Origin of the sequence: Planotetraspora mira, assembly GCF_016863275.1 — a bacterium.
Classification (GTDB): domain Bacteria; phylum Actinomycetota; class Actinomycetes; order Streptosporangiales; family Streptosporangiaceae; genus Planotetraspora; species Planotetraspora mira.
Genome location: NZ_BOOO01000033.1, coordinates 89,616 through 109,362, shown reverse-complemented (window position 1 = coordinate 109,362; position 19,747 = coordinate 89,616). Strand labels below are relative to the sequence as shown.

Below are 19,747 nucleotides of genomic sequence, written 5' to 3'. Positions count from 1 at the left end.
CTTCATCGTCCGCCCTGGCCGGGATGCGTCCTTTCACCCCCCAAAGGGTGTCAGACTTAGCCGTACCTATGCGACCTCCGACGCACATTCTCGTGGTCAACGGCGTGAAGGTCCGCCAGCCGGTGTTCGTGGTCGCCGCCCCGCACTCCGGAGCGGGCCTCTTGGGCCGTGCCTTGAAACGATCACCTGGCTTCCACCTGACGATGGGCCGCGGGCCTGTCGCGCGGGTGGTCTACGCCTTCGCCCGGAGGCCGTCGATCGCGCGCAGCGGCGGGGCGCCGACCGTGATCCGCGACGTGCTGGCCGAGGCCTGGCAGGTCGTGCCCGGAGCCTGCACGGAGTGCACCGCGACCTGCCGGGAGGCGGGCGGCGTCATCGGTGCCGGGCCCTGCGTGGGAACGGCGAACATCACCAGGTTCGGGGACGCCAGCCCCGATCTCCTCTACAGCTCGCCCGTGCTGCTCCAGGCCTTCACCGACGCCCGGATCATCCAGATCATCAGGGACGGCCGCGACGTCGTCACCGACATGCTCGACGACCCCGCCTCGATGACCTGGTTCAAACCCCACATGCTCAGCGAGGACGCGGAGTTCCCCAACCCGTTCCTCGGCGTCAAGTCCGCCGAGCACCGCGACCGGTGGAACGCCATGGCCCCGGCGGGCAAGTGCGCCCTGCGCTGGCGCAGCGCCGTACGGCTCAGCGCGACACTGCGCAGGGAGGTGCCCAAGGAACAGTTGCTCACCCTGCGCTATGAGGAGATGCTCGACTCCCCCGCCGAGACGAGCAAGGCCGTGTCGGAGTTCCTGGAGACCAGGGTCTCCACCATCGCCCTGTACGGCACGGCCGCCCCCAAGCCCGGCAGGTGGCGCAAGGCCCTGGCGCCCGCGGACGCCGAACTCGTCGAGAAGGTCGCCCGCGAGGAGCTCACCCGCCTGGGCTACCTGTGAGGTCCGGGCTGCCGGTGAACTGGGTGCGGTACAGCTCCGCGTAGACGCCGTCCCGCTCGAGCAGCGAGTCGTGGTCTCCGCGCTCCACGACCTTCCCGTCCTCGATCACCAGGATCGTGTCGGCCTCGCGGATCGTGGACAGCCGGTGGGCGATCACCAGGGAGGTCCGCCCATGGAGGGCCGACTTCAGCGCCTTCTGCACCGCAGCCTCGGACTCGGAGTCGAGATGGGCGGTGGCCTCGTCGAGGACCACGACCCGGGGCGCCTTCAGCAGGAGCCGGGCCAGGGCGATCCGCTGCTTCTCCCCGCCCGACAACCGGTACCCCCGGTCGCCCACGACCGTGTCGAGCCCCTCGGGCAGGCCGCCGACCAGGTCGGAGATCTGCGCCGCGCGCAGCGCCTCCCAGATCTCCTCGTCGGTCGCCTCCGGCCGGGCATAGCGGAGGTTGCTGCCGATCGTGTCGTGGAACAGGTGGGCGTCCTGCATGACGACGCCGACGGTGTCCCGGATGCTCGCCAGCGTGGCGTCGCGGACGTCCGTGCCGTTGATCCGGACGGCGCCCTCGTCGACGTCGTAGAGCCGGGACACGAGTGAGGTGAGCGTGGTCTTGCCCGCTCCCGAGTGACCCACGAGGGCCACGAGCTCACCTGGCCGCGCCGTGAACGTCACACCCTTGAGCACTTCCTGCGACGGCCCCGTGTCAGGCCGGGCCACCGACTCCAGGGACGCCAGCGACACCTCCGAGGCCGCCGGGTAGCGGAACCGGACGTCGTCGAACTCGATCGTCACCGGCCCGTCCGGGATCGGCGCGGCGCCGGGACGCTCGGCGACCATCGGCTTGAGGTCGAGGACCTCGAAGACCCGGTCGAAGCTCACCAGCGCGGTCATCACGTCCACGTGGACGTTGGACAGGCTCGTCAGCGGACCGTAGAGCCGCATGAGCAGGGACGACATGGCCACCAGCGTGCCGAGCGCGAAGAAGCCCGAGACGGCCAGCTGGCCGCCGAGACCGTAGACGAGCGCGGTTGCGAGGGCGGCGACCAGGCCGAGCGCGATCCGGAACACCGCGCCGTACATCGCGACGATGATCCCCACGTCGCGGACCCGTCCGGCCCGCTGGCCGAAGTGGAGCGCCTCGTCCTCCGGCCTGCCGTACAGCTTGGCGACCATGGCGCCGGCGACGTTGAAGCGCTCAGTCATCACCGAGCTCATCTCCGCGTCGAGCTGCATCTGCTCACGGGTGAGCTTCGACATCCGGCGGCCGACCCACTTCGCGGGGAAGATGAAGATCGGCAGCAGGACGAGCGCGACCACCGTGATCTGCCACGAGAGCACGAGCATGGCGCCGAGCACCATGACCAGGCTCACCACGTTGGAGACCACGGACGACAGCGTGGTGGTGAGCGCCCGCTGGGCCCCGATGACGTCGCTGTTCAGCCGGGAGACCAGAGCGCCGGTCTGGGCGCGCATGAAGAACGCCACCGGCATGCGCTGCACGTGGTCGAAGACCTCGGTGCGCAGGTTGTAGATCAGGCCCTCGCCGATCCGCGCGGAGAACCACCGCTGGACCAGGCCGAGCCCGGCGTCGAGGACGGCGAGCGCGCCGATGGCGCCGGCCAGCCAGAGCACCACGTCGGCCCGCTTGGGGACGATGCCGTCGTCGATGATCGCCTTCATCAGAAGCGGGTTGGCGATCACGATCACGGCGTCGACCACGACGAGCGCGAGGAAGCCGACGATCTGCTTCTTGAACGGACTGGCGTAGCGCGCGATCCGGCGAACCGTCCCAGGCGCGATCCGCTCCTTGACGACCGAACTGTCACGCCGGAGAGATCGCATCACCTGTGGGCCGTAGCCACCACTCATCGCCATATATGTTGTTCCTCCCGCTGCTGAAGCATGCGGAGGATACCCCCGATTCCCGCGTCAGCTGGAGGCGAACAGTGCCCTGATGCGCGCCGCCTGCTCGGTGCGCTCGGCGGCCGACTGCTCCTCCAGCGTCCGTGCGGGCGCCCCCTGCAGGAGCCGCTTGGTCGCCGTCGCGGCCGCACGGTCGGTGGCCAGCAACGCCGTCGCCAGATCCTGTACGGCCTGCGCCAGTTCGTCCCGCGGCACGGCCATCTCCGCCAGGCCGAGCTGCAGGGCCTCGGCCGCGCCGACGGTGCGCGCGGTCAGGCAGATCTCGATCGCCCGCGGAACACCGACGAGCTCCACGAGCGGCTTGGTGCCCGTCAGGTCGGGAACCAGCCCGAGGGCGGGCTCCTTCATGCAGAACTTCACGTCGTCGGCGACGATCCGGAGATCGCACGACAGGGCCAGCTGGAACCCCGCACCGATGGCGTGGCCCTGAACCGCGGCGATGGACACGATGTCGGGACGGCGCAGCCAGAGAAAGCCGCGCTGATATTCCGCGACCTGCCGCTGGAACGCGTCGTCGTCGAGTGTGGCGACGGTCGCGAGCGAATGCTGCCCGGGAGTTCCTCCGGACGTGAACATGCCCAGGTCGAGCCCCGCCGAGAAGGACGGCCCCTCACCTCGGACCACGACGACTCTCACCTCTCCCGGCAGGTTCTCCCCGATCCGGGCCAGTGCCGACCATGTCGCGGACGTCTGAGCGTTCCGCTTGCCAGGCCGGTCCAGAATGATCGTCGCGATCTCGCCGTCCACCTCGAAGCGCAGCCCGATCTCAGCCAGCTCAGCCGCCGAGATCGTCTCCGTGCCAGGCGAGTCGTTCCCCCCGACGATGTCACCGGCATCGAGGACCGTGTCCCCGTGGCCGTCCACCGTCTGAGCCGACTCCCTGTTCCCCCCAAGATCCGCTTCCGCCATCGCCTGCCCCTGCTCCCCTCGAGTGGGCCTCGCCTCGCACGGTCGGTCCGGTGCGGCGTCCCGTCCGTGCGTGGCTCGCCCTCTTCTCCCACGGTCGCGTCGAGCCTACCGAACATCATTCGGTCAGCGGACGCGACCGCTTCGGCTGCGGGAACGAGCGGCTGCGGTCGCGCGTTGTGAGGCGGATCTCTAGCGCTTGGACTTGCCTCGGGTGGCCCCGCCGCGTCCGCGCAGAGTCACGCCGGACTCGCTGAGGATGCGGTGGATGAACCCGTACGACCGACCGGTCGAAGCGGCCAGGGCGCGGATGCTCTCACCCGCGGAATAGCGCTTCTTGAGATCACCGGCCAGCTTTTCGCGGTCGGCTCCGGTCACCCGGGTGCCTTTCTTCAGAGTCTCAGCCACGAGTACCTCCTGTAGTGCCAGACTTCCGCAGCGTTACTTAGGCCATGATCAGTCATTTCGGCGCGATCGGCTACCTACTCCATGGGAAAAGATCCCTACCCGCTCAAATTAAGATCAGGCAAGTGCCACAAGATCGGAAAATTCGTCGCTCCACGCGTCTTCCACCCCGTCGGGGAGCAGGATCACCCGATCCGGGCGCAACGCCTCCACAGCGCCCTCGTCGTGCGTGACCAGCACGATCGCGCCCACGAAGGAGCTGAGCGCCGACAGCACCTGCTCCCGGGAGGCCGGGTCGAGGTTGTTGGTGGGCTCGTCGAGGAGCAGCACGTTGGCGCTCGACAACACCAGCGTCGCCAGCGCCAGACGGGTCTTCTCGCCTCCGGACAGGACTCCGGCGGGCTTGTCCACGTCGTCACCGGTGAACAGGAATGAGCCGAGCACCTTGCGCAGGTCGACGTCGGCCAGATCCGGGCCCGCCGACCGCATGTTCTCCAGGACCGTCCGATCCCCGTCGAGCGTCTCGTGCTCCTGGGCGTAGTAGCCGACCCTGAGGCCGTGACCAGGCCGCACCTCGCCCGTGTCCGGCTTCTCGATGCCCCCCAGGATGCGCAGCAGCGTGGTCTTCCCTGCTCCGTTGAGGCCCAGGATGACGACCCGCGAGCCCCGGTCCACCGCGGCGTCGACGTCGGTGAACACCTCGAGCGAGCCGTACGACTTGGACAGGCCCTGCGCGGTCAGCGGGGTCTTGCCGCAGGGGGCCGGCTCGGGGAAGCGCAGCTTGGCCACCCGGTCGGTGCGCCGCACGGTCTCGACGCCCGCCAGCATGCGCCTGGCCCTGCGCTCCATGTCCTGCGCCGCCTTGGCCTTGGTGGCCTTGGCCCGCATGCGGTCGGCCTGCGAGAGCAGCACGGACGCCTGCTTCTCCGCGTTGGCGCGCTCCCGCTTGCGGCGCTTCTCGTCGGTCTCCCGCTGGGCCAGGTAGGCCTTCCACCCGACGTTGTAGGTGTCGATGACGCAGCGGTTGGCGTCGAGGTGCAGGACGCGGTTTACCGTCGCTTCAAGAAGGTTGACATCGTGGCTGATGACGACCAAGCCGCCCTGGTGCGAACGCAAAAAATCACGAAGCCACGTGATCGAGTCCGCATCGAGGTGGTTTGTGGGCTCGTCCAGAAGGAGAGTCTCCGCCCCGCTGAAAAGAATGCGGGCCAGTTCGACCCTCCTGCGCTGCCCTCCGGACAGGGTCGCCAGAGGCTGTCCGAGCACCCGGTCGGGCAGGCCGAGACTCGACGCGATCGACGCCGCCTCCGCCTCCGCCGCATAGCCTCCGAGGACGTGGAGGCGGTCCTCCAGACGCCCGTAGGCGCGCACCGCCTTGTCCCGGACGCGGGTGTCGTCGGCCGCCATCCCCTTCTCGGCCTCGCGGAGCTCGCGGAGCACCTCGTCGAGCCCCCGGGCGGACAGGATGCGATCGCGGGCGAGCACCTGGATGTCACCGGCGCGGGGGTCCTGCGGCAGGTAACCGACGTTGCCGGTGATCGTCACCGTGCCCTCGGCGGGCATGCCCTCGCCGGCGAGGACCTTGGTGAGGGTGGTCTTTCCCGCGCCGTTGCGGCCGACGAGGCCGATCTTGTCTCCGGGGTTCACCCGGAACGAGGCACTCTCGATGAGCAGCCGGGATCCGGCGCGCAGTTCAACATCAGTCGCGATAATCATGATTTGGGGAACACTCCCGGGAAGATGGGGTCAGGATCGGCGGGATGTCGATCAGTCGGGAGCGCGCATACACGTCATTGTAGGGGCAGCTGCACCCGAGGCACCTGTCCCGCCGTCCGCCTGACCTCCCGCCCCGATCGTGGAGATCTCAGCCCTCGGGGTCGAGCACCCGGATCCGCACCGCGCGGAACAACGCGGGAGTGCCCTCCAGGACGGCCAGTTTCGGGTCGGGCACGGGCAGGAAGACGCCGGACTCGAGCGCGAAGACCGGTGCGAGGCGCCTGTCCCCGCGCAACTCGTCGATCGCCCGCCGGTCGCCGCCGAGCACGACGGCGTCGAGTCCCTCCGCACGGGGGGCGAGCACCCGGGCCGCCACGTCGGCGGCCGCCGCCAGCGCCTCGGACGACTGCTTCTCCCTGCGCCTGGCGAAACGCTGCTGCGACCAGCCTCCGGCGGCGCTGCGCCCGTGGACGAGCCGCGATCCCACCTTCGAGGTCACCAGCCGCTCCCCCTCGAACACCCCGGCCGCGTAGCCCCCGAGGCGGACGAGCAGGACACCGACCGTGCGCTTCCTCTGGGCATGTGCGACGAGCGCGCCGGCCGGCCCCTCTCCCACGCCGGGAGAATCGTCGCGGCCGAGAGGCGGGAAGGGGACGTGACACTCGGCCGCCGAGCCGTCGGCGGCGTCGAGCCGTACCAGGCCGGGACCGGCGGTCGCCTCGACGGCGCCGTGCCGCTCCGCGAAACCCCGGATCCACCCCGCGAGCCGCTCAGGCGCGACCGTCACCCATCGTCCGCCGCCCGCGGCCGGCCGTGCCGTCATGACAGCAGAGATTACCCGTCATCCGTAGGCTCTGTCGGCCCTCACCAGGCATGACGACCTTCAGTCAAGCCCCGCGGGAGCCATCTCAACATATGGGGAAATATGGGTGAATTCTGCTTCCCGGGGCTGATGTGACCGATCAGTAAGGTTGAGAATTCAATACGTGTCGGTCCCCTCACCTTCGGCGGCTCCGCCTGCCATGTCACAGGCCCAGACCGCCCCGGACGCCTCAACGTCCGGAAGTCACCGCGCGCCCGGCCTGGACGCGCCGGCGCCCAGCCGACCCTACGGCGCGACCGCTCCCGCACCGGAGCCGTCGGCGTCCCGCCCGTACGGCGCGGCCGTGCCGGGTACGGACGCACCTCCGGCCGGTCGTCACTCCGGAGCGGTCCAGCCCGGGTTCGAGATGCCGGGATTCGACATTCCCGGCACCCCCGGCCGACCGCAGTTCATCCCGATCATCGATCTCGACACCGGGGGCGTCATCGCGGTCGAGGTGATCGCGTCCACCATCGGCGGGCCGGTCGCCGGCGTCGCCGGGACCGTCAACGGCGTGCTCGCGGCCGCCCAGGAGGAGGCGCTTCTGCCCCTTCTGCTGCCCATCCCCGTCTCCGCCGTGCTCGGCGGGTCCGCGGGGCTCGCGCCGCTCCACGAGGCACTGCGCGCGACCAACCGGCGGCCCCGCGAGGTGATCCTGGTCATCGAGGGAGACGTCTCCCCCGGCGACCGGCGGTATCTCCTGTCCGGGATAGAGGGCCTGCGGGCCGTCGGCTACCTGATCGCGTTCGGGGGTCTCGGTTCCTCCTACGTCCCGCTCGAACTGGTCGCCGACGCCTCGCCGTACGTGATCCTCATCTCCCAGGACGTGGTCGAGCGCGGGCCGCGCGACCCCCGCAGGAGCGGGCTGGCCGAGTCGCTGGTGACGCTCGCCAAGGGCATCGGGGCGCACGTCCTGGCGCCCGGCGTCCGCGACGAGACCCAGTTGGGCGCGGTGCGCGGCTGGGGCATCAGGCTCGCGCAGGGCCCGCTGCTCGCCCCCGCCGACTGGCGGCCGTCCCTCGGCCACAGTCGCGTCCACGTGCCGCTGCCGCTCGCCGAGACGACTCCGGCCAACGCGATGCTGGGCCCGCGGGTCCAGGAGTTCCTGCTTCCGGCCGTGACCCTTCCCATGGAGGCCTCGGCCGAGGACGTGATGTCCGCACTCAGCTCGGAACCGTCCATCACGAGCATCATCCTCGTGGACGAATACCAGCGGCCGCAGGGCAGCATCGACCGCAGCCGCTTCCTGCTGTTCATGGCCGGCGCGTACGGCCACGCCCTGCACGCCAGGAAACCGGCCCACCGTCTCGCCGACACCGCCAAGGTGGTGCCGAAGACCACCCCCGCGATAGCCGCGATGCAGGTGGCCGGTCGTGACAACGCCCGGGTCTACGACGACCTCGTGGTCGTGGACGAGGTCGGCAGGTGCATGGGGATCGTCAGGGTCGGCGATCTGATCCGCCACGTCGCCGACATGCAGGCGAGCCACTGAGGCCCCTCGCCGGGGCGGGAGCGCGAGGTCAGAGCCAGCCCTGGGCCTGAGCCTTCTGCACCGCCTCGATCCGGTTGCGGGCTCCCGTCTTCTGGATCGCCGACGACAGGTAGTTGCGGACGGTCCCCTCCGACAGGTGCAGCCGCGCGGCGATGTCGTTGATCGTCGAGCCGTCCACGGCGGCGCTCAGGACCTCGCGCTCCCGCGGGGACAGCGGATTGGGCCCGGCGCTGAGCGCGGCGGCGGCCAGACCGGGGTCGATGACGCGCTCACCGGCCAGGACCCGCCTGATGGCGGCGGCCAGCTCGCGCGCGGGGCTGTCCTTGACGAGGAACGCCGACGCTCCGGCCTCCATGGCCCGGCGCAGGTAGCCGGGCCGCGCGAACGTGGTGAGGATCATCACGTGGCACCCGGGGACCTCGCGGCGGATCTCCCCCGCGGCGGTGATGCCGTCGCTGCCGGGCATCTCGATGTCCAGCAGCGCCACGTCGGGCCTCGTGGCCGTGGCCACGACGACGGCCTCGTCGCCGGTCGCGGCCTCTCCCACCACTTCGATGTCGGGCTCGAGGCTCAGCAGAGAGGCGAGGGCTCCCCGGATCATGCTCTGGTCCTCCGCCAGTATCACGCGGATCACGGGCCCCAACCTACCGCTCAGACCGGGACGGGCTGCCCGGCCTCCGGCTCGGCGGGCTGGCGCGGGACGACGACCCGCAGGCGGAACCCGGCGGCCGCCGGTTCCGCCTCGACGGAGCCGCCGGCCGCGCCCACCCGCTCCATCAGGCCCGTCAGGCCGCTGCCCGGCTGGTACGGCCCGGAGACGCCGTTGTCGGCGACCTCCAGCAGCGCGCCGGCCTTGCCGTACGTCAGGGTGATCTCGCAGCGCGTCGCCCGGGCGTGCCGTACGACGTTCGTCACCGACTCACGCACGGCCCAGCCGAGCAACCCGTCGAGCGTGTCAGGCAGCGGGGTCCCCGACGTGCGCACGGTGAGCTCGACCCCCGCGGCGGCCAGCGCCGACCTGGCGCCGTCGATCTCCTCGGAGAAACAGCGCCGGCGGTACCCGGTGACGGCCTCGCGGACCTCGACCAGCGCCTGCCTGGCCACGGACTCGATGTCGGCCACTTCCTGGATCGCGCGCTCGGAGCCCTGCTCGGCCAGCCTGCGGGCGAGTTCGCTCTTCAGCACGATGAGGGACAGGCTGTGCCCGAGCAGGTCGTGCAGGTCACGGGCGATCCGCAGGCGTTCCTCGTTGACCGCCAGCCGGCCGACCTCCTTCTGCGCCTGCCGCACCTGGAAGACGAGCAGCCGGGTGTTGCGCACTCCCATGAACAGCAGGCCGAGTGTCAGAACCTCCATCACGAGCAGGGCCAACGTGCCCTTGTCCGCCCCCTCGACCAGGCCTACGACGACCACGACCAGCACCATGCCCCCGACGGCGGGCAGCGCGGCGCGCGGGGGCAACCCCATCGAGTAGATGATGGTCACGTAGATGGGCAACGCGAGCCAGCCGGCGCCGAAGACCAGCGGATATCCCACCGCCATGGCCGTGAGAACGCTGAGCAGCGGCACGGTCAGCGGGTTGCGCTCGTCGTGGTCGTCGGACGCGGTCAGCACCGTCGTCACGTACGTGCCCACGAAGGCGACCAGCGCCACGACCTGCCAGACGGCCTCGGCGAACGGCACCTTCCCCTTGACGATGTCGACCACCGGATAAAACAGGTAGACGAGGCCGAACATGATGCCGATCAACCGTCGCCACCGGGACGACCTGGCGTCCATCGCACCGAACGTGAAGGTGCGGCTGAACCAGCTCATCCTTCCGCCTCCTGTCCGTGACCTCGCCGACGCCGTCTGCCGCCGTCCATGGTCTCCGCCTCGCCCGGCTTCGCCGTACGTACCGGCCGCCCAGCCGTCAGGCGCGGACCGTCGCCCGGCGATAGGCGAGGACGGCGAGGGCGCCGAGCGCGACCGCCCAGCCGGCGATCCCGAGGACGGCGGAGGTCTCCGGGGCGTCGCCCGCCACGATGTTCCATCCGATGCTCGCGTAATCGTAGGACGGCAGAACGTGGGCGATCGACTTCATGGCGGACGGCATGATGTCAACAGGGAACCACAGCCCTCCGAGCAGGGCCAGCCCGAACATCCCGATCATGGCGACGGGCTGCGCGGTGTCCGGAGGCAGGAGCGAGCCGATCGTCAGGCCGAGGGCCACGAAGGGGATCACGCCGATCCACAGGGCGCCGATGAGCCCGAACCACTCGCCCACGGGAAGCGACACGTGCTGGGTCAGCACCGCCGCCAGCCCCACGAGCAGCAGGGACGGCAACACCAGCACCATGGACGCGATGAGCTTGGTGGTGATGATCGCCCAGCCCGGCAGCGGGGTGATCTGAAGCTGGCGCAGCCAGCCGCTCTGCCGCTCCTGGGCCCACGGCACCGCGCTGGACATGATCGACGCGGCGAGCGCGCCGTACGCGGCCATGGAGACCATGAGGATCACGCTGGCCTTGACGCCCGTCGCCTGGTCGACCTCCGACCCCCACAGGTTGGAGTAGAGGAGGTAGAAGACGACGGGGAAGACGACCACGAAGATGACGTACCGCTTGTTACGGAACATGCGCAGCAGTTCGATCTTCAGGTAGTGCGGCATGGTCAGGACTCCTTGGTGAGAGCGAGGAAGGCGTCTTCCAGATCGGCCCCGTGGATCTGGAGGTCGCGGACGTCGAGGGTGGTCTTTCGGTAGAGGGCCTCGACGGTGGCGTCCGGGTCGCCCGTCCTGAGCGTGACGCGGTCCGCCTGGATCTCCACGGCGGAGACTCCAGAGAGCGCGTCGAGCCCGGCGGCCGACTGACTGCCGAGGCGGAAGCTCACCGCGTGCCCGGCGACGCCCGACTTGATCTCCGCGGCGGTGCCGTCCGCGACGACCTGGCCGCGGGCGATGACCACGACCCGGTCGGAGTTCTCGTCCGCCTCCTCCAGGTAGTGGGTGGCGAACACGATCGTCCTGCCCTGGGCCGCGTAGGCCCGCATGTTGTCCCAGAAGGACCGGCGCGACTCGACGTCCATCGCGGCCGTCGGCTCGTCCAGCAGGAGGAGCTTGGGTCCGCCGGCGATGGCCAGGGCGAACCGCACCCGCTGCGTCTGGCCGCCGGACAGCTTGTCCGCCCTCCGCCCCGCGAGATCGGTCAGGTCCGCCATCCGCAGCACCTCGTCGAGGGGCAGCGGGTCGGGATAGAGCCGGCGGATGAAGTCGACGGACTCCCTGACGGTCAGCTCGGGGATCAGCGAGCCCTCCTGCAGCATCGCGCCGATGTCCCCGCGGGTGACCGCCTGGTCCGGGCCGTTCCCGAAGACCTTGATGTCACCGCTGGTCGGGCGGAGCAGCCCCAGCAGCATGTTGATGGAGGTCGACTTGCCCGCGCCGTTCGGCCCGAGGAGGGCGACGGTGCTTCCTATCGGGATGTCCAGCGTCAGGCCGTCCACGGCGACGACGTCGCCGTACTTCTTGGTGACGCCGGTGAAGGCGATGGCGTTCATGACGTCAACGCTAGGCAAACGCCCGGTAGATCATCAGTGCCACGCCTCCGGGCTTCACGGTGACATTTGTCAGGCGCCCGGTTCGCCGTCCGTGCCGGAGCATAGGGTTCCCGACGAGAGACGTTCCTCACCGCGCTGGACGGCGAACCCGTGGCCATGGGCGGTCCGCACGGCGAATGGATGGACTGGCTGCCGGCCTAGTGCCGCGGCGAGATCACCGCGGTCGTCCGAGGCCCGCCATGAGCCCGGCGGCCTCGTCAGGAGCGGGCAGCCCTTCAAGATCCCCCAGCGTCTCCACGACCCGCCCTGCGAGGAGGCTGCCGATGCGGGCGGCCCGCTCGGCGCTCGCCCCGGACAGTCTGGCGGCCAGGTATCCGCCGAGGAGGGCGTCGCCGGCGCCGACCGGATCGCGCACATGGCGGGCCGTGCTCGGCACATGTACCGGGCGGGCGTCGCCGTCCCGGCACCAGACGCCCTCCGGCCCCGCCTTCAGCACCACCTCGGTTCGCTGAGGCACCGAGGCGAACACGGCCTCTGGCGCCGTTTCTCCGAACAGCGGGCCCGCCTCGTCCTGGCCGAGGACCAGCAGGTCGGTCACCTCGAGCAGGTCCCTCACCGCGACGATCACCTGATCCTGGCGGCCGAGCGTGGGACGCAGGTTGGGATCGACGACGAGCAGCGCCCCCGCCTCGGCCGCCGTCGTGCCGAGGGTTCTGACCAGTTGTTCGGGCCCCTCCCCCAGCGCGACCGTGACTCCGCTCACCACCAGCGCCCGCGGACGGCTCTCGATGATCCCCTTCGCGTCGGTCTCATCCATGACCGAGGCGGCCGACCCCGACCGGTAGTAATGCACCCTGCGCCGCCCGTCGGGACGCATGTCCTTGAAGAACACGCCGGTCGGGAATCCCCCATCACGCTTCATCAGTCCCGTGCCGACGCCCAGCGTCCGGACCGCCGCGATCACCCGGTCGCCGAACGGGTCGTCCCCCACACGTGAGGCGAACGACGCGCTCAGGCCCAGCCGGGCGATCGCCGCGCAGACATTCAGCTCGGCGCCCGCGACGTGGACGCCGAGCCGGTCGGCCGATGCCAGATCACCACCTGGCTCGGGCTGGAGCAGCACCATGGCCTCTCCGACGCCGACCACGTCCGGGCGGCCCGCGACCGCACTCACAGGAACCTCGCCCGGAGGTCGGGGCGGAGGAAGGCCGCGGGAGAGGCGACGCTCAGCCCACCGTCGACCGGCAACGTGGCGCCGGTGATGAAGGAGGCGGCCGGCGACGCCAGGAATGCCACTGCCTCGGCCACCTCACCGGGCAGTCCCGTACGGCCGAGGGGATAACCATCGGCCGCCCGCTCCATCCCCTCACCGCCGATCAGACCGGGCGCCACGACATTCGCCCTGATCCCGGCCGGGCCGTACTCGAGCGCCACCTGGCGGATCAGCGCGTCGAGGCCGCCCTTGGCGGCTGCGTAGGCGGGCACACCCGGCGCGGCGAGGAAGGAGTTCACCGATCCCACCGCGACCACGGCTCCTCCTTCCGGAAGGTGCGGCAGGGCCGTACGGCACAGGTGGAACGCCGCGTCGAGGGTCGCCCCGATGGCCGAGCGCCACTGCGCGTCGGTGGTCCGGATGACCGGCGCCACGGGCATGGCCGCGGTGGCGAGCACGAGCACGTCGAGACGGCCCAGCGTCTCGACCGCGGACTCGACGAGCAGGCCCGCCTGACCCGGGTCGGAGCAGTCGGCCACCACGAAGGACTCGTAGGAGCCGGCACCACACGGTTCGAGCCCGGCGCCCACCACCCGGTCGCCGCGGGAGGCGAACAGCGCCGCGATGGCCAGTCCGATCGGCGAGTTGCCCCCTGCCAGCAGCACGCCGCGGCTCATCGGCCCAGCAGCGTCCACGTGGTCCCCGCTCATCGGACGGCCACCTCCGGAAGGACGGCGAGCACCTCGGTGAGAGCGGCCCGGCTTCCGGCGTCGAGGGCCCTGGCCGGCAGCCGCACCGTGGCCGACGCGATGAGTCCGCGCCGCACCAGGACCTCCTTGTGCACCGCCCAGGCGATTCCCGGCTGCATGCCGAAGCGGATCAACGGCAGCAGCTTCGTGAAAGCGGCGGCCGCCTCGGCGGTCCGCCCGTCGCGCCACTCGGCGAGCACCGGAGCGAGCAGGTCGGTGAACTCGCAGGCGGGCATGGTCCCCGTCGCGCCCCGCGCGTACTCCTCCAGGCAGAACAGCGCGTTCTGACCGCCGAACACCGCGAAGTCCCCGGGGACGCGAGCGGACACCGCACCGATCTTCGGAGCGGTCGGCGGCGCCTCGACCTTGACCGACGTGACGCCTTCGAGCCCGCTCAGCTCCACGATGAGGCTCTCCGGCATGCTGACCCCGGTGGCGCCGGGCGCGTCCTGGACCATGACGCCGGCTCCGGACCGCGCCGCGATCTCCCCGTAGAAGTCGACGAGCTGGCCGGCTGACGCCTTCACCAGGTACGGCGGGAGCACCATCAGCGCGTCCGCCCCGCCTTCGGACGCGCTCAACGCCTGCTCCAGCGCCGTGGCCGTACTCGTGGCGCCCACCCCCGCGACGATGGGCACGGCCCCCGCCACGACGTCACGGACCTCACGCAGGATCACCCCGCGCTCGGCGGCGGTCAGCGCGAAGCCCTCGCTGGCCATGCCGAACAACGCGACTCCGTCGGCGCCCGAGGCGAGCTGCCACTCCGTCAGCCTGCGCAGGCCGGACAGGTCGAGGGTGCCGCGCTCGGTGAAGGGGGTGGCAAGGATCGGGATCAGTCCGGACAGGGGCACTTACGACTCCTTTGCTAGTGCGGTGACGACGTCGAGATCGACGTCCACGCCGAGGCCCGGCCCTTCGGGCAGGGGAAGGCTTCCGGCTCCGCCACGTAGCGGAGCCCGGAGGATCGTCTGAGCCACCTCGAAGCTGGTCGGCTGGTACTCGAAGAACGCCAGGTTCGGCAGGGCCGCGCTGACGTGCAGCCCGGCCGCCATCGCGACGCCGAGGCCGGTCGAGTGGTGCGGCGCGACGCGGACGTGGCGGGCCGCCGCCAGCTCGGCGATGGAGATCAGCTCGGTGATGCCGGTGCGGGCCACGTCGGGCTGGGCCAGGTGCAGGGCCCGCCTCCCCAGCCAGTCGGCGAACTCGTAGCGGTTGCGCAGCGACTCGCCCACGGCGATCGGCAGCTCCGCCCGGGCGGCGAGCTCACGGTGGCCCTCGACGTCCTCCGGGGCGAGTGGGGCCTCCAGGAAGAGCGCTCCCCGTTCCGCCAGGCCACGCGCGAGCCGTACGGCCTGGGGGAGTTCGTAGACCCAGTGCGCGTCGACCGCGACCTTGAGCCCCGACGCGGCCACGGCGTCCACGGTGGCGAGGTCTTCCGCGACGCCATGACCGAGATGCAGTTTCACCGTCGTCGCGCCGCGCGCGACCCATTCGGCGGCCAGCTCCGCCCGCTCCGCGTCGGTCTGCCTGGGCAGGCCGCTCACGTACACCGGGACGTCGTCGACGAATGCCCCGCCGAGCAGTTCGGCCACCGGACGCCCGGTGAGCCGCCCGGTCAGGTCCCACAACGCGATGTCGACGGCCGCCAGGGCGTCGGCCTGGTGGCCGGTCAGGTGGCCGCGTTCGCGCATGAGTCCGGACAGGCGGTCCCACAGGGGCCGGACGCGGGTCGGATCCTCGCCGATCAGGGCGGGAGCGAGCAACCGCTCGACGATCGCGGCGGGCACCTCGGGCGCGACGGGGGCGAGGGCCTCGCCCCAGCCGGTGGTCCCGTCGTCGCACGTGATGCTGACGAGGAGCGTCTCGAACCGGGCCGAGTAGAGGCTGCGCCACGGCGGCCGGACGAAGTAGGTGTCCTCCTGGACGGGGGTCCCGAGGTACGCGTCGCTGTGCCGGATCTTCACCGGATGACAGCGCACCTCTCTGATCCGTTGGGGTTGACGGCCTTGCAACATATGCGTAACCATCCCACATAGCGCAAGCGACGTGCAATGGAGACAGAGTGGCTTCCGAACAGAGCAACAACCAGAGCGTAGAACGGGCGATCTCCGTTCTGCGGGCGTTCCTGAGCGGCCGGTCCGAGCTGCGCGTGTCGGATGTCGCCAGGGCCACCGGCCTCGGCGTCTCGACCGCGTCTCGGCTGCTTGCGACGCTCGAAACCCTGGAGTTCGTCGAGCGGGACGAGGTGAGCGGCCTCTATCGGCTGGGCACCGCGCCGATCACGCTGGGCGGCGTCGCGCTCAATCAGAATGCGGTGCACCGGGAGGCCCGCCAGGTGGCCCAGGATCTGGCCGCGACGCTCGGGCTGGGCGTGAACGTGGCGATCCGGCGCGCGGACTCCATGTTCTACCTGCTGAACTTCGAGGGACGGCTTGCCCCCCGCTCGTTCGTGCTCACCGGGCAGCGCAAACCGCTGTATGCCACGGGCATCGGCAAGTGCCTCCTCCTGGGCCTCGGAGCGGACGAGCGCAGGGAGCTGCTCCCGGAGGCGGAGATGCAGCCGTTCACCCCTCACACGATCACCACGCACGCGAGGTTGGACCAGGAGCTGGCCACAGTGGGCGGCCGCGGTTACGCCACCGAGACGGAGGAACTGGCCTTCGGCCGCGCGTGCGTCGCCGCCCCGATCCGCGGCCAGGCGGGCGACATCGTCGCCGCCATCTCGATCTCCGGGCCGCTGTCGGCCATCGACCTGCCGTCCAAGGAGGACGAACTGGCCCGCACCATCATCGAGACCGCCGACTCCGTCAGCATCGGCCTCGGCTACGTCGGTCCCGTGCGCGCCTTCGCCGTGAGCCCGACATGAGGGCCGGAAGGCTGACCAACGGCCAGTTCGCCTGGCTGCTCATGCTCCCGGCCCTGGCCCTCTTCCTCGCGATCATCGCCTACCCGCTCATCTCGTCGGTGGTGACGGGCTTCTTCGAACAGAGCCTGGTCCGGCCCGGCCGCGCGTTCACCGGCCTGGCCAACTTCGCCGACGTGCTCGGCGGCGACTTCTGGCCGGTCCTGCGCAACACCCTGGTATTCACCGCCGGGGCCACGATCGTGCCCTTCCTGATCGGATACGCCCTGGCCCTGGCACTCAACGCCGGGATCAGAGGCAGCGGCCTGATGCGCGGGCTGTTCCTGTTCCCGTGGGTGATCCCCGGCGTCGTCGTGTCCTTCCTGTGGTTGTGGATCTTCAACGCGAACTATGGCGTCCTCAATGGGATCCTGCTCCGGCTCGGGATCCTCGACGCACCGGTGAGCTGGCTGGGCGAGCCGGCCACCGCCATGATCGCCGTCATCGTCACCAAGAGCTGGGCAAGCTTCCCCTGGATCATGGTGATGTTGCTCGCCGGCCTGCAGACGATGCCGAAGGAACTGCACGAAGCGGCCTCGGTCGACGGAGCCGGGGCGATCCGCCGCTTCATCTCGGTCACGCTCCCGCACATGAAGGGCATCGCGAGCATCGTCGTGCTGCTCGAGTTCATCTGGAACTTCCAGCACTTCGACACGATCTACGTGCTCACCGGCGGAGGGCCGGCGGGTGCGACCGAGACCTTCGCGGTCGCGGTCTACGACACCGCCTTCAAAGGCTTCGATCTGGGCCACGCGACCGCGCTCGGCGGCCTGTGGATGTTGCTGCTGCTCGTCCTCGTCGCCTTCTACCTGCGGCACGAGACGAAGGAACGCTCATGACCGTCACACTGCCGAGGCCCGCCACCCTCCCCAGGGAACGGGTACGCCGGAGGCTCAGGCCCGACCAGGCCCGTTCCCGCGTGGCCGCGTGGATCGCCGTCGCCGTCATCGGCCTGTTCGGCATGTTCCCGGTGTACTGGCTGATCGTGACCGCATTCACCCCCGACGACCGGGTGTTCAGTTTCCCGCCGTCCCTGTTCCCCTCCCGGATCACCCTGGATCACTTCGCCGACCTCGCGAAGAACGAGCAGCTCTTCGGCTACCTCGTGAACAGCGTGATCGTGTCGGTGATCACGGCGGTGCTGAGCGTCGTGGTGTCGGCGTACATGGCCTACGCCTTCTCGAAGTTCCGCTACCGCGGCCGCAAGTCGCTGATGCACCTCGTGCTGGCCTCGCAGATGTTCCCGCAGGCCCTGCTGCTCGTCACGCTGTACGCCGTCTTCAGCGCCGTCGGGCTGCTCGGAAGCTACACCGCGATGATCCTTTCGTTCACGACCTTCACGCTGCCGCTGTGCGTGTGGATGCTGAAGGGCATCTTCGACACGGTCCCCGGCTCGCTGATGGAGGCGGCCGCGATCGACGGGGCCTCGCGCTGGCGGACGCTGCACACGATCGTCCTTCCGCTGGCCGCGCCCGGGCTGGTGGCCGCAGGGCTCTTCGCCTTCGTGCGGGCGTGGAACGACTTCATCTTCGCCCTCACCCTCAGCAGCCCCGAACGGCAGACGCTGCCGCCGGGCCTGGTGCACACCTATCTCGGGGAGTTCCAAACCGCCTGGCCAGACCTCATGGCCGCGTCGTTCGTCGTCTCGCTTCCGGTCATCGCCGCCTTCATGTTCCTGCAGCGATACCTGGTCGGCGGCCTGACGGCGGGCGCGGTCAAGGGCTGAGCCCCCACCCCTCATCCTGAACATGGAGAAAGTCATGACGACCATGAACCGGCGGGACGCCCTGCGGCTGCTCGGGCTGTCCACCTTCGGTGTCGCGGCGCTCGCGGCCTGTGCTCCCGACGCCACAGGCGGCGCCGCCACGGGCGACGCCGCCGCCAAGACCTTCGGCTTCACCTCGTGGTCACTGAACGAGGCTGCCCAGAAGGCGGCGGTGCAGGCGATCGTCGACGCCTACGCGGCCACGAACAAAGTCAAGATCGCCACCGCCTCGTTCCCGTACAACGAGTACCTGAACCAGGTGGTGCTCAAGCTGCGCGGCAACCAGCTGACCGGCGCCGTGCAGGTCGACGTCGCGTGGCTGGGCGCGCTCGCCGCGATGGGCAAGCTCAGAGACCTCGGCGCACAGGCGTCCGCGGGCGGTTACACCGACGTGGCCCTGTCCAGCGGCAAGTTCGACGGCAGGCAACTCGGTCTGCCATGGACCACCGGCTCGATCGGCCTGATCGCCAACACCGAGTTGCTCACCAAGGCGGGCGTGGACGGCATGCCCACGACGATCGACGAGTTCGAGGCGGCACTGGGCAAGGTGGCCAAGCTCGGCGGGGGCGTCGTGCCCTACGCCGCGGCGACCAAGGCCGCGCAGCTCAAGGACATCTTCCCCTGGATGCAGACGTTCGGCAGCCCGCTGCTGTCCGGCGACCAGGTCACGATCGGCGACGAGCCCTCTGTGGCGGCCGTCGAGTGGTACAAGAAGTTGTACGACGCGAAGCTCATCGCGCCGGACGTCGACCGTTTCGACGCCCGCGCCCTGTTCTCGCAGGGCAAGGCGGCCTTCTACGACGACGCGATCATCGCTCGCGGCGTCGTCGCGAGCCAGTCGCCCGACAAGGCACTCGTCCAGAAGATGGCTCCCCTGTCCCGGCCGGTGTTGAAGGCGGGAGACACGCCACAGGCGCTCCTGTGGGGTCACGTGATCGCCGTGGTGGAGGGCGAGGGCGCGGACGCCGCCGCCGAGTTCGCCCGTTTCGCCACCTCCGACACCGCGACCGTGGCGGACTTCTTCCAGAAGGTCCAGCTACCGCCGACCACCACCGCCGGCCTGGCCGACCCCAAGGTCGCGGGAGACTCCTTCACCACGGAGTGGACCGAGAAGATCACGAAGACCGCGACCGCGAACCCCTTCTGGCGCTACGCCGCCGACGCCCAGATCGAGTCGGCGGTCGCCGAGCAGGTGCAGGCGGTCCTGGTGGGCAACTCCTCCGCCAAGGACGCCCTGGCCAAGGCGGCCGAGGCCGTCGAGGGCCTGCAGAAGTAGGAAGGCCGCCCAGCAGGTCGTACGTCTCCGCGGAACGGCCATTCCGCGGAGGGCCG

At 70.3% G+C, this 19,747-nt stretch carries 19 protein-coding genes; 6 read left to right on the top strand and 13 right to left on the bottom strand.

Annotated elements, in window-relative coordinates; all coding sequences use genetic code 11:
* The first annotated feature begins 68 nt into the window (after positions 1-68).
* Complete coding sequence (locus Pmi06nite_RS27380) at positions 69-947, top strand: sulfotransferase family protein (protein ID WP_203956006.1); 879 nt, start codon at positions 69-71, stop codon at positions 945-947.
* Here Pmi06nite_RS27380 and Pmi06nite_RS27375 read toward each other — a convergent pair.
* From Pmi06nite_RS27375 to Pmi06nite_RS27355, 5 genes are all read right to left on the bottom strand, one after another.
* On the bottom strand, positions 925-2,820 hold the full coding sequence (locus tag Pmi06nite_RS27375) for an ABC transporter ATP-binding protein (RefSeq protein ID WP_203956005.1): 1,896 nt from the start codon (positions 2,818-2,820) through the stop codon (positions 925-927). The genes Pmi06nite_RS27380 and Pmi06nite_RS27375 overlap by 23 nt on opposite strands.
* 54 nt (positions 2,821-2,874) lie before the next feature.
* On the bottom strand, positions 2,875-3,777 hold the full coding sequence (locus Pmi06nite_RS27370) for an enoyl-CoA hydratase/isomerase family protein (protein ID WP_203956004.1): 903 nt from the start codon (positions 3,775-3,777) through the stop codon (positions 2,875-2,877).
* Between the two features lie 189 nt (positions 3,778-3,966).
* Entirely contained in the window at positions 3,967-4,182 is a 216-nt protein-coding gene (locus Pmi06nite_RS27365; protein WP_203886152.1) for a helix-turn-helix domain-containing protein, read from the bottom strand.
* Positions 4,183-4,296: 114 nt separating this feature from the next.
* On the bottom strand, positions 4,297-5,895 hold the full coding sequence (locus Pmi06nite_RS27360) for an ABC-F family ATP-binding cassette domain-containing protein (RefSeq protein ID WP_203956003.1): 1,599 nt from the start codon (positions 5,893-5,895) through the stop codon (positions 4,297-4,299).
* Positions 5,896-6,043: 148 nt separating this feature from the next.
* Entirely contained in the window at positions 6,044-6,718 is a 675-nt protein-coding gene (locus tag Pmi06nite_RS27355) for an acVLRF1 family peptidyl-tRNA hydrolase (RefSeq protein WP_203956002.1), read from the bottom strand.
* Between the two features lie 163 nt (positions 6,719-6,881).
* Here Pmi06nite_RS27355 and Pmi06nite_RS27350 point away from each other — a divergent pair, with 163 nt between their 5' ends.
* On the top strand, positions 6,882-8,249 hold the full coding sequence (locus Pmi06nite_RS27350; protein WP_239114236.1) for an EAL domain-containing protein: 1,368 nt from the start codon (positions 6,882-6,884) through the stop codon (positions 8,247-8,249).
* A gap of 28 nt (positions 8,250-8,277) precedes the next feature.
* On the opposite strand, the gene Pmi06nite_RS27345 is transcribed toward Pmi06nite_RS27350, so the two are convergent.
* The 8 genes from Pmi06nite_RS27345 to Pmi06nite_RS27310 form a co-directional block, all read right to left on the bottom strand.
* Complete coding sequence (locus tag Pmi06nite_RS27345; protein ID WP_203956001.1) at positions 8,278-8,883, bottom strand: response regulator transcription factor; 606 nt, start codon at positions 8,881-8,883, stop codon at positions 8,278-8,280.
* Positions 8,884-8,900: 17 nt separating this feature from the next.
* Positions 8,901-10,064, bottom strand: a complete 1,164-nt coding sequence (locus tag Pmi06nite_RS27340) for a sensor histidine kinase (RefSeq protein WP_203956000.1) — start codon at positions 10,062-10,064, stop codon at positions 8,901-8,903.
* A 97-nt stretch (positions 10,065-10,161) separates the two neighbouring features.
* Complete coding sequence (locus Pmi06nite_RS27335; RefSeq protein ID WP_203955999.1) at positions 10,162-10,899, bottom strand: ABC transporter permease; 738 nt, start codon at positions 10,897-10,899, stop codon at positions 10,162-10,164.
* Between the two features lie 2 nt (positions 10,900-10,901).
* Positions 10,902-11,786: an ABC transporter ATP-binding protein gene (locus tag Pmi06nite_RS27330; RefSeq protein ID WP_203955998.1), complete on the bottom strand. Its 885-nt coding sequence runs from the start codon at positions 11,784-11,786 to the stop codon at positions 10,902-10,904.
* Positions 11,787-12,000: 214 nt separating this feature from the next.
* Complete coding sequence (locus Pmi06nite_RS27325; RefSeq protein WP_203955997.1) at positions 12,001-12,960, bottom strand: sugar kinase; 960 nt, start codon at positions 12,958-12,960, stop codon at positions 12,001-12,003.
* A complete protein-coding gene (locus Pmi06nite_RS27320) occupies positions 12,957-13,709 on the bottom strand; it encodes an SDR family NAD(P)-dependent oxidoreductase (RefSeq protein WP_203955996.1) in 753 nt (250 codons plus the stop codon). The genes Pmi06nite_RS27325 and Pmi06nite_RS27320 overlap by 4 nt, the downstream gene beginning before the upstream one ends.
* The gene (locus Pmi06nite_RS27315) at positions 13,706-14,599 is read right to left on the bottom strand and encodes a dihydrodipicolinate synthase family protein (protein ID WP_203955995.1); all 894 of its coding nucleotides are present in this window, start codon (positions 14,597-14,599) and stop codon (positions 13,706-13,708) included. The genes Pmi06nite_RS27320 and Pmi06nite_RS27315 overlap by 4 nt, the downstream gene beginning before the upstream one ends.
* A complete protein-coding gene (locus Pmi06nite_RS27310) occupies positions 14,600-15,712 on the bottom strand; it encodes a mandelate racemase/muconate lactonizing enzyme family protein (RefSeq protein ID WP_203955994.1) in 1,113 nt (370 codons plus the stop codon).
* Positions 15,713-15,810: 98 nt separating this feature from the next.
* Here Pmi06nite_RS27310 and Pmi06nite_RS27305 point away from each other — a divergent pair, with 98 nt between their 5' ends.
* The 4 genes from Pmi06nite_RS27305 to Pmi06nite_RS27290 are packed head-to-tail and all read left to right on the top strand — an operon-like array spanning position 15,811 to position 19,691.
* Complete coding sequence (locus Pmi06nite_RS27305; protein ID WP_203955993.1) at positions 15,811-16,614, top strand: IclR family transcriptional regulator; 804 nt, start codon at positions 15,811-15,813, stop codon at positions 16,612-16,614.
* Positions 16,611-17,489 carry a carbohydrate ABC transporter permease gene (locus Pmi06nite_RS27300; protein ID WP_203955992.1) on the top strand — a complete coding sequence of 293 codons (879 nt, stop codon included), beginning with the start codon at positions 16,611-16,613 and terminating at the stop codon, positions 17,487-17,489. The genes Pmi06nite_RS27305 and Pmi06nite_RS27300 overlap by 4 nt, the downstream gene beginning before the upstream one ends.
* Positions 17,486-18,376, top strand: coding sequence for a carbohydrate ABC transporter permease (locus Pmi06nite_RS27295; RefSeq protein WP_203955991.1), 891 nt, complete (start codon positions 17,486-17,488; stop codon positions 18,374-18,376). The genes Pmi06nite_RS27300 and Pmi06nite_RS27295 overlap by 4 nt, the downstream gene beginning before the upstream one ends.
* A 34-nt stretch (positions 18,377-18,410) precedes the next feature.
* Positions 18,411-19,691, top strand: a complete 1,281-nt coding sequence (locus tag Pmi06nite_RS27290; RefSeq protein WP_203955990.1) for a type 2 periplasmic-binding domain-containing protein — start codon at positions 18,411-18,413, stop codon at positions 19,689-19,691.
* Positions 19,692-19,747: the final 56 nt, after the last annotated feature.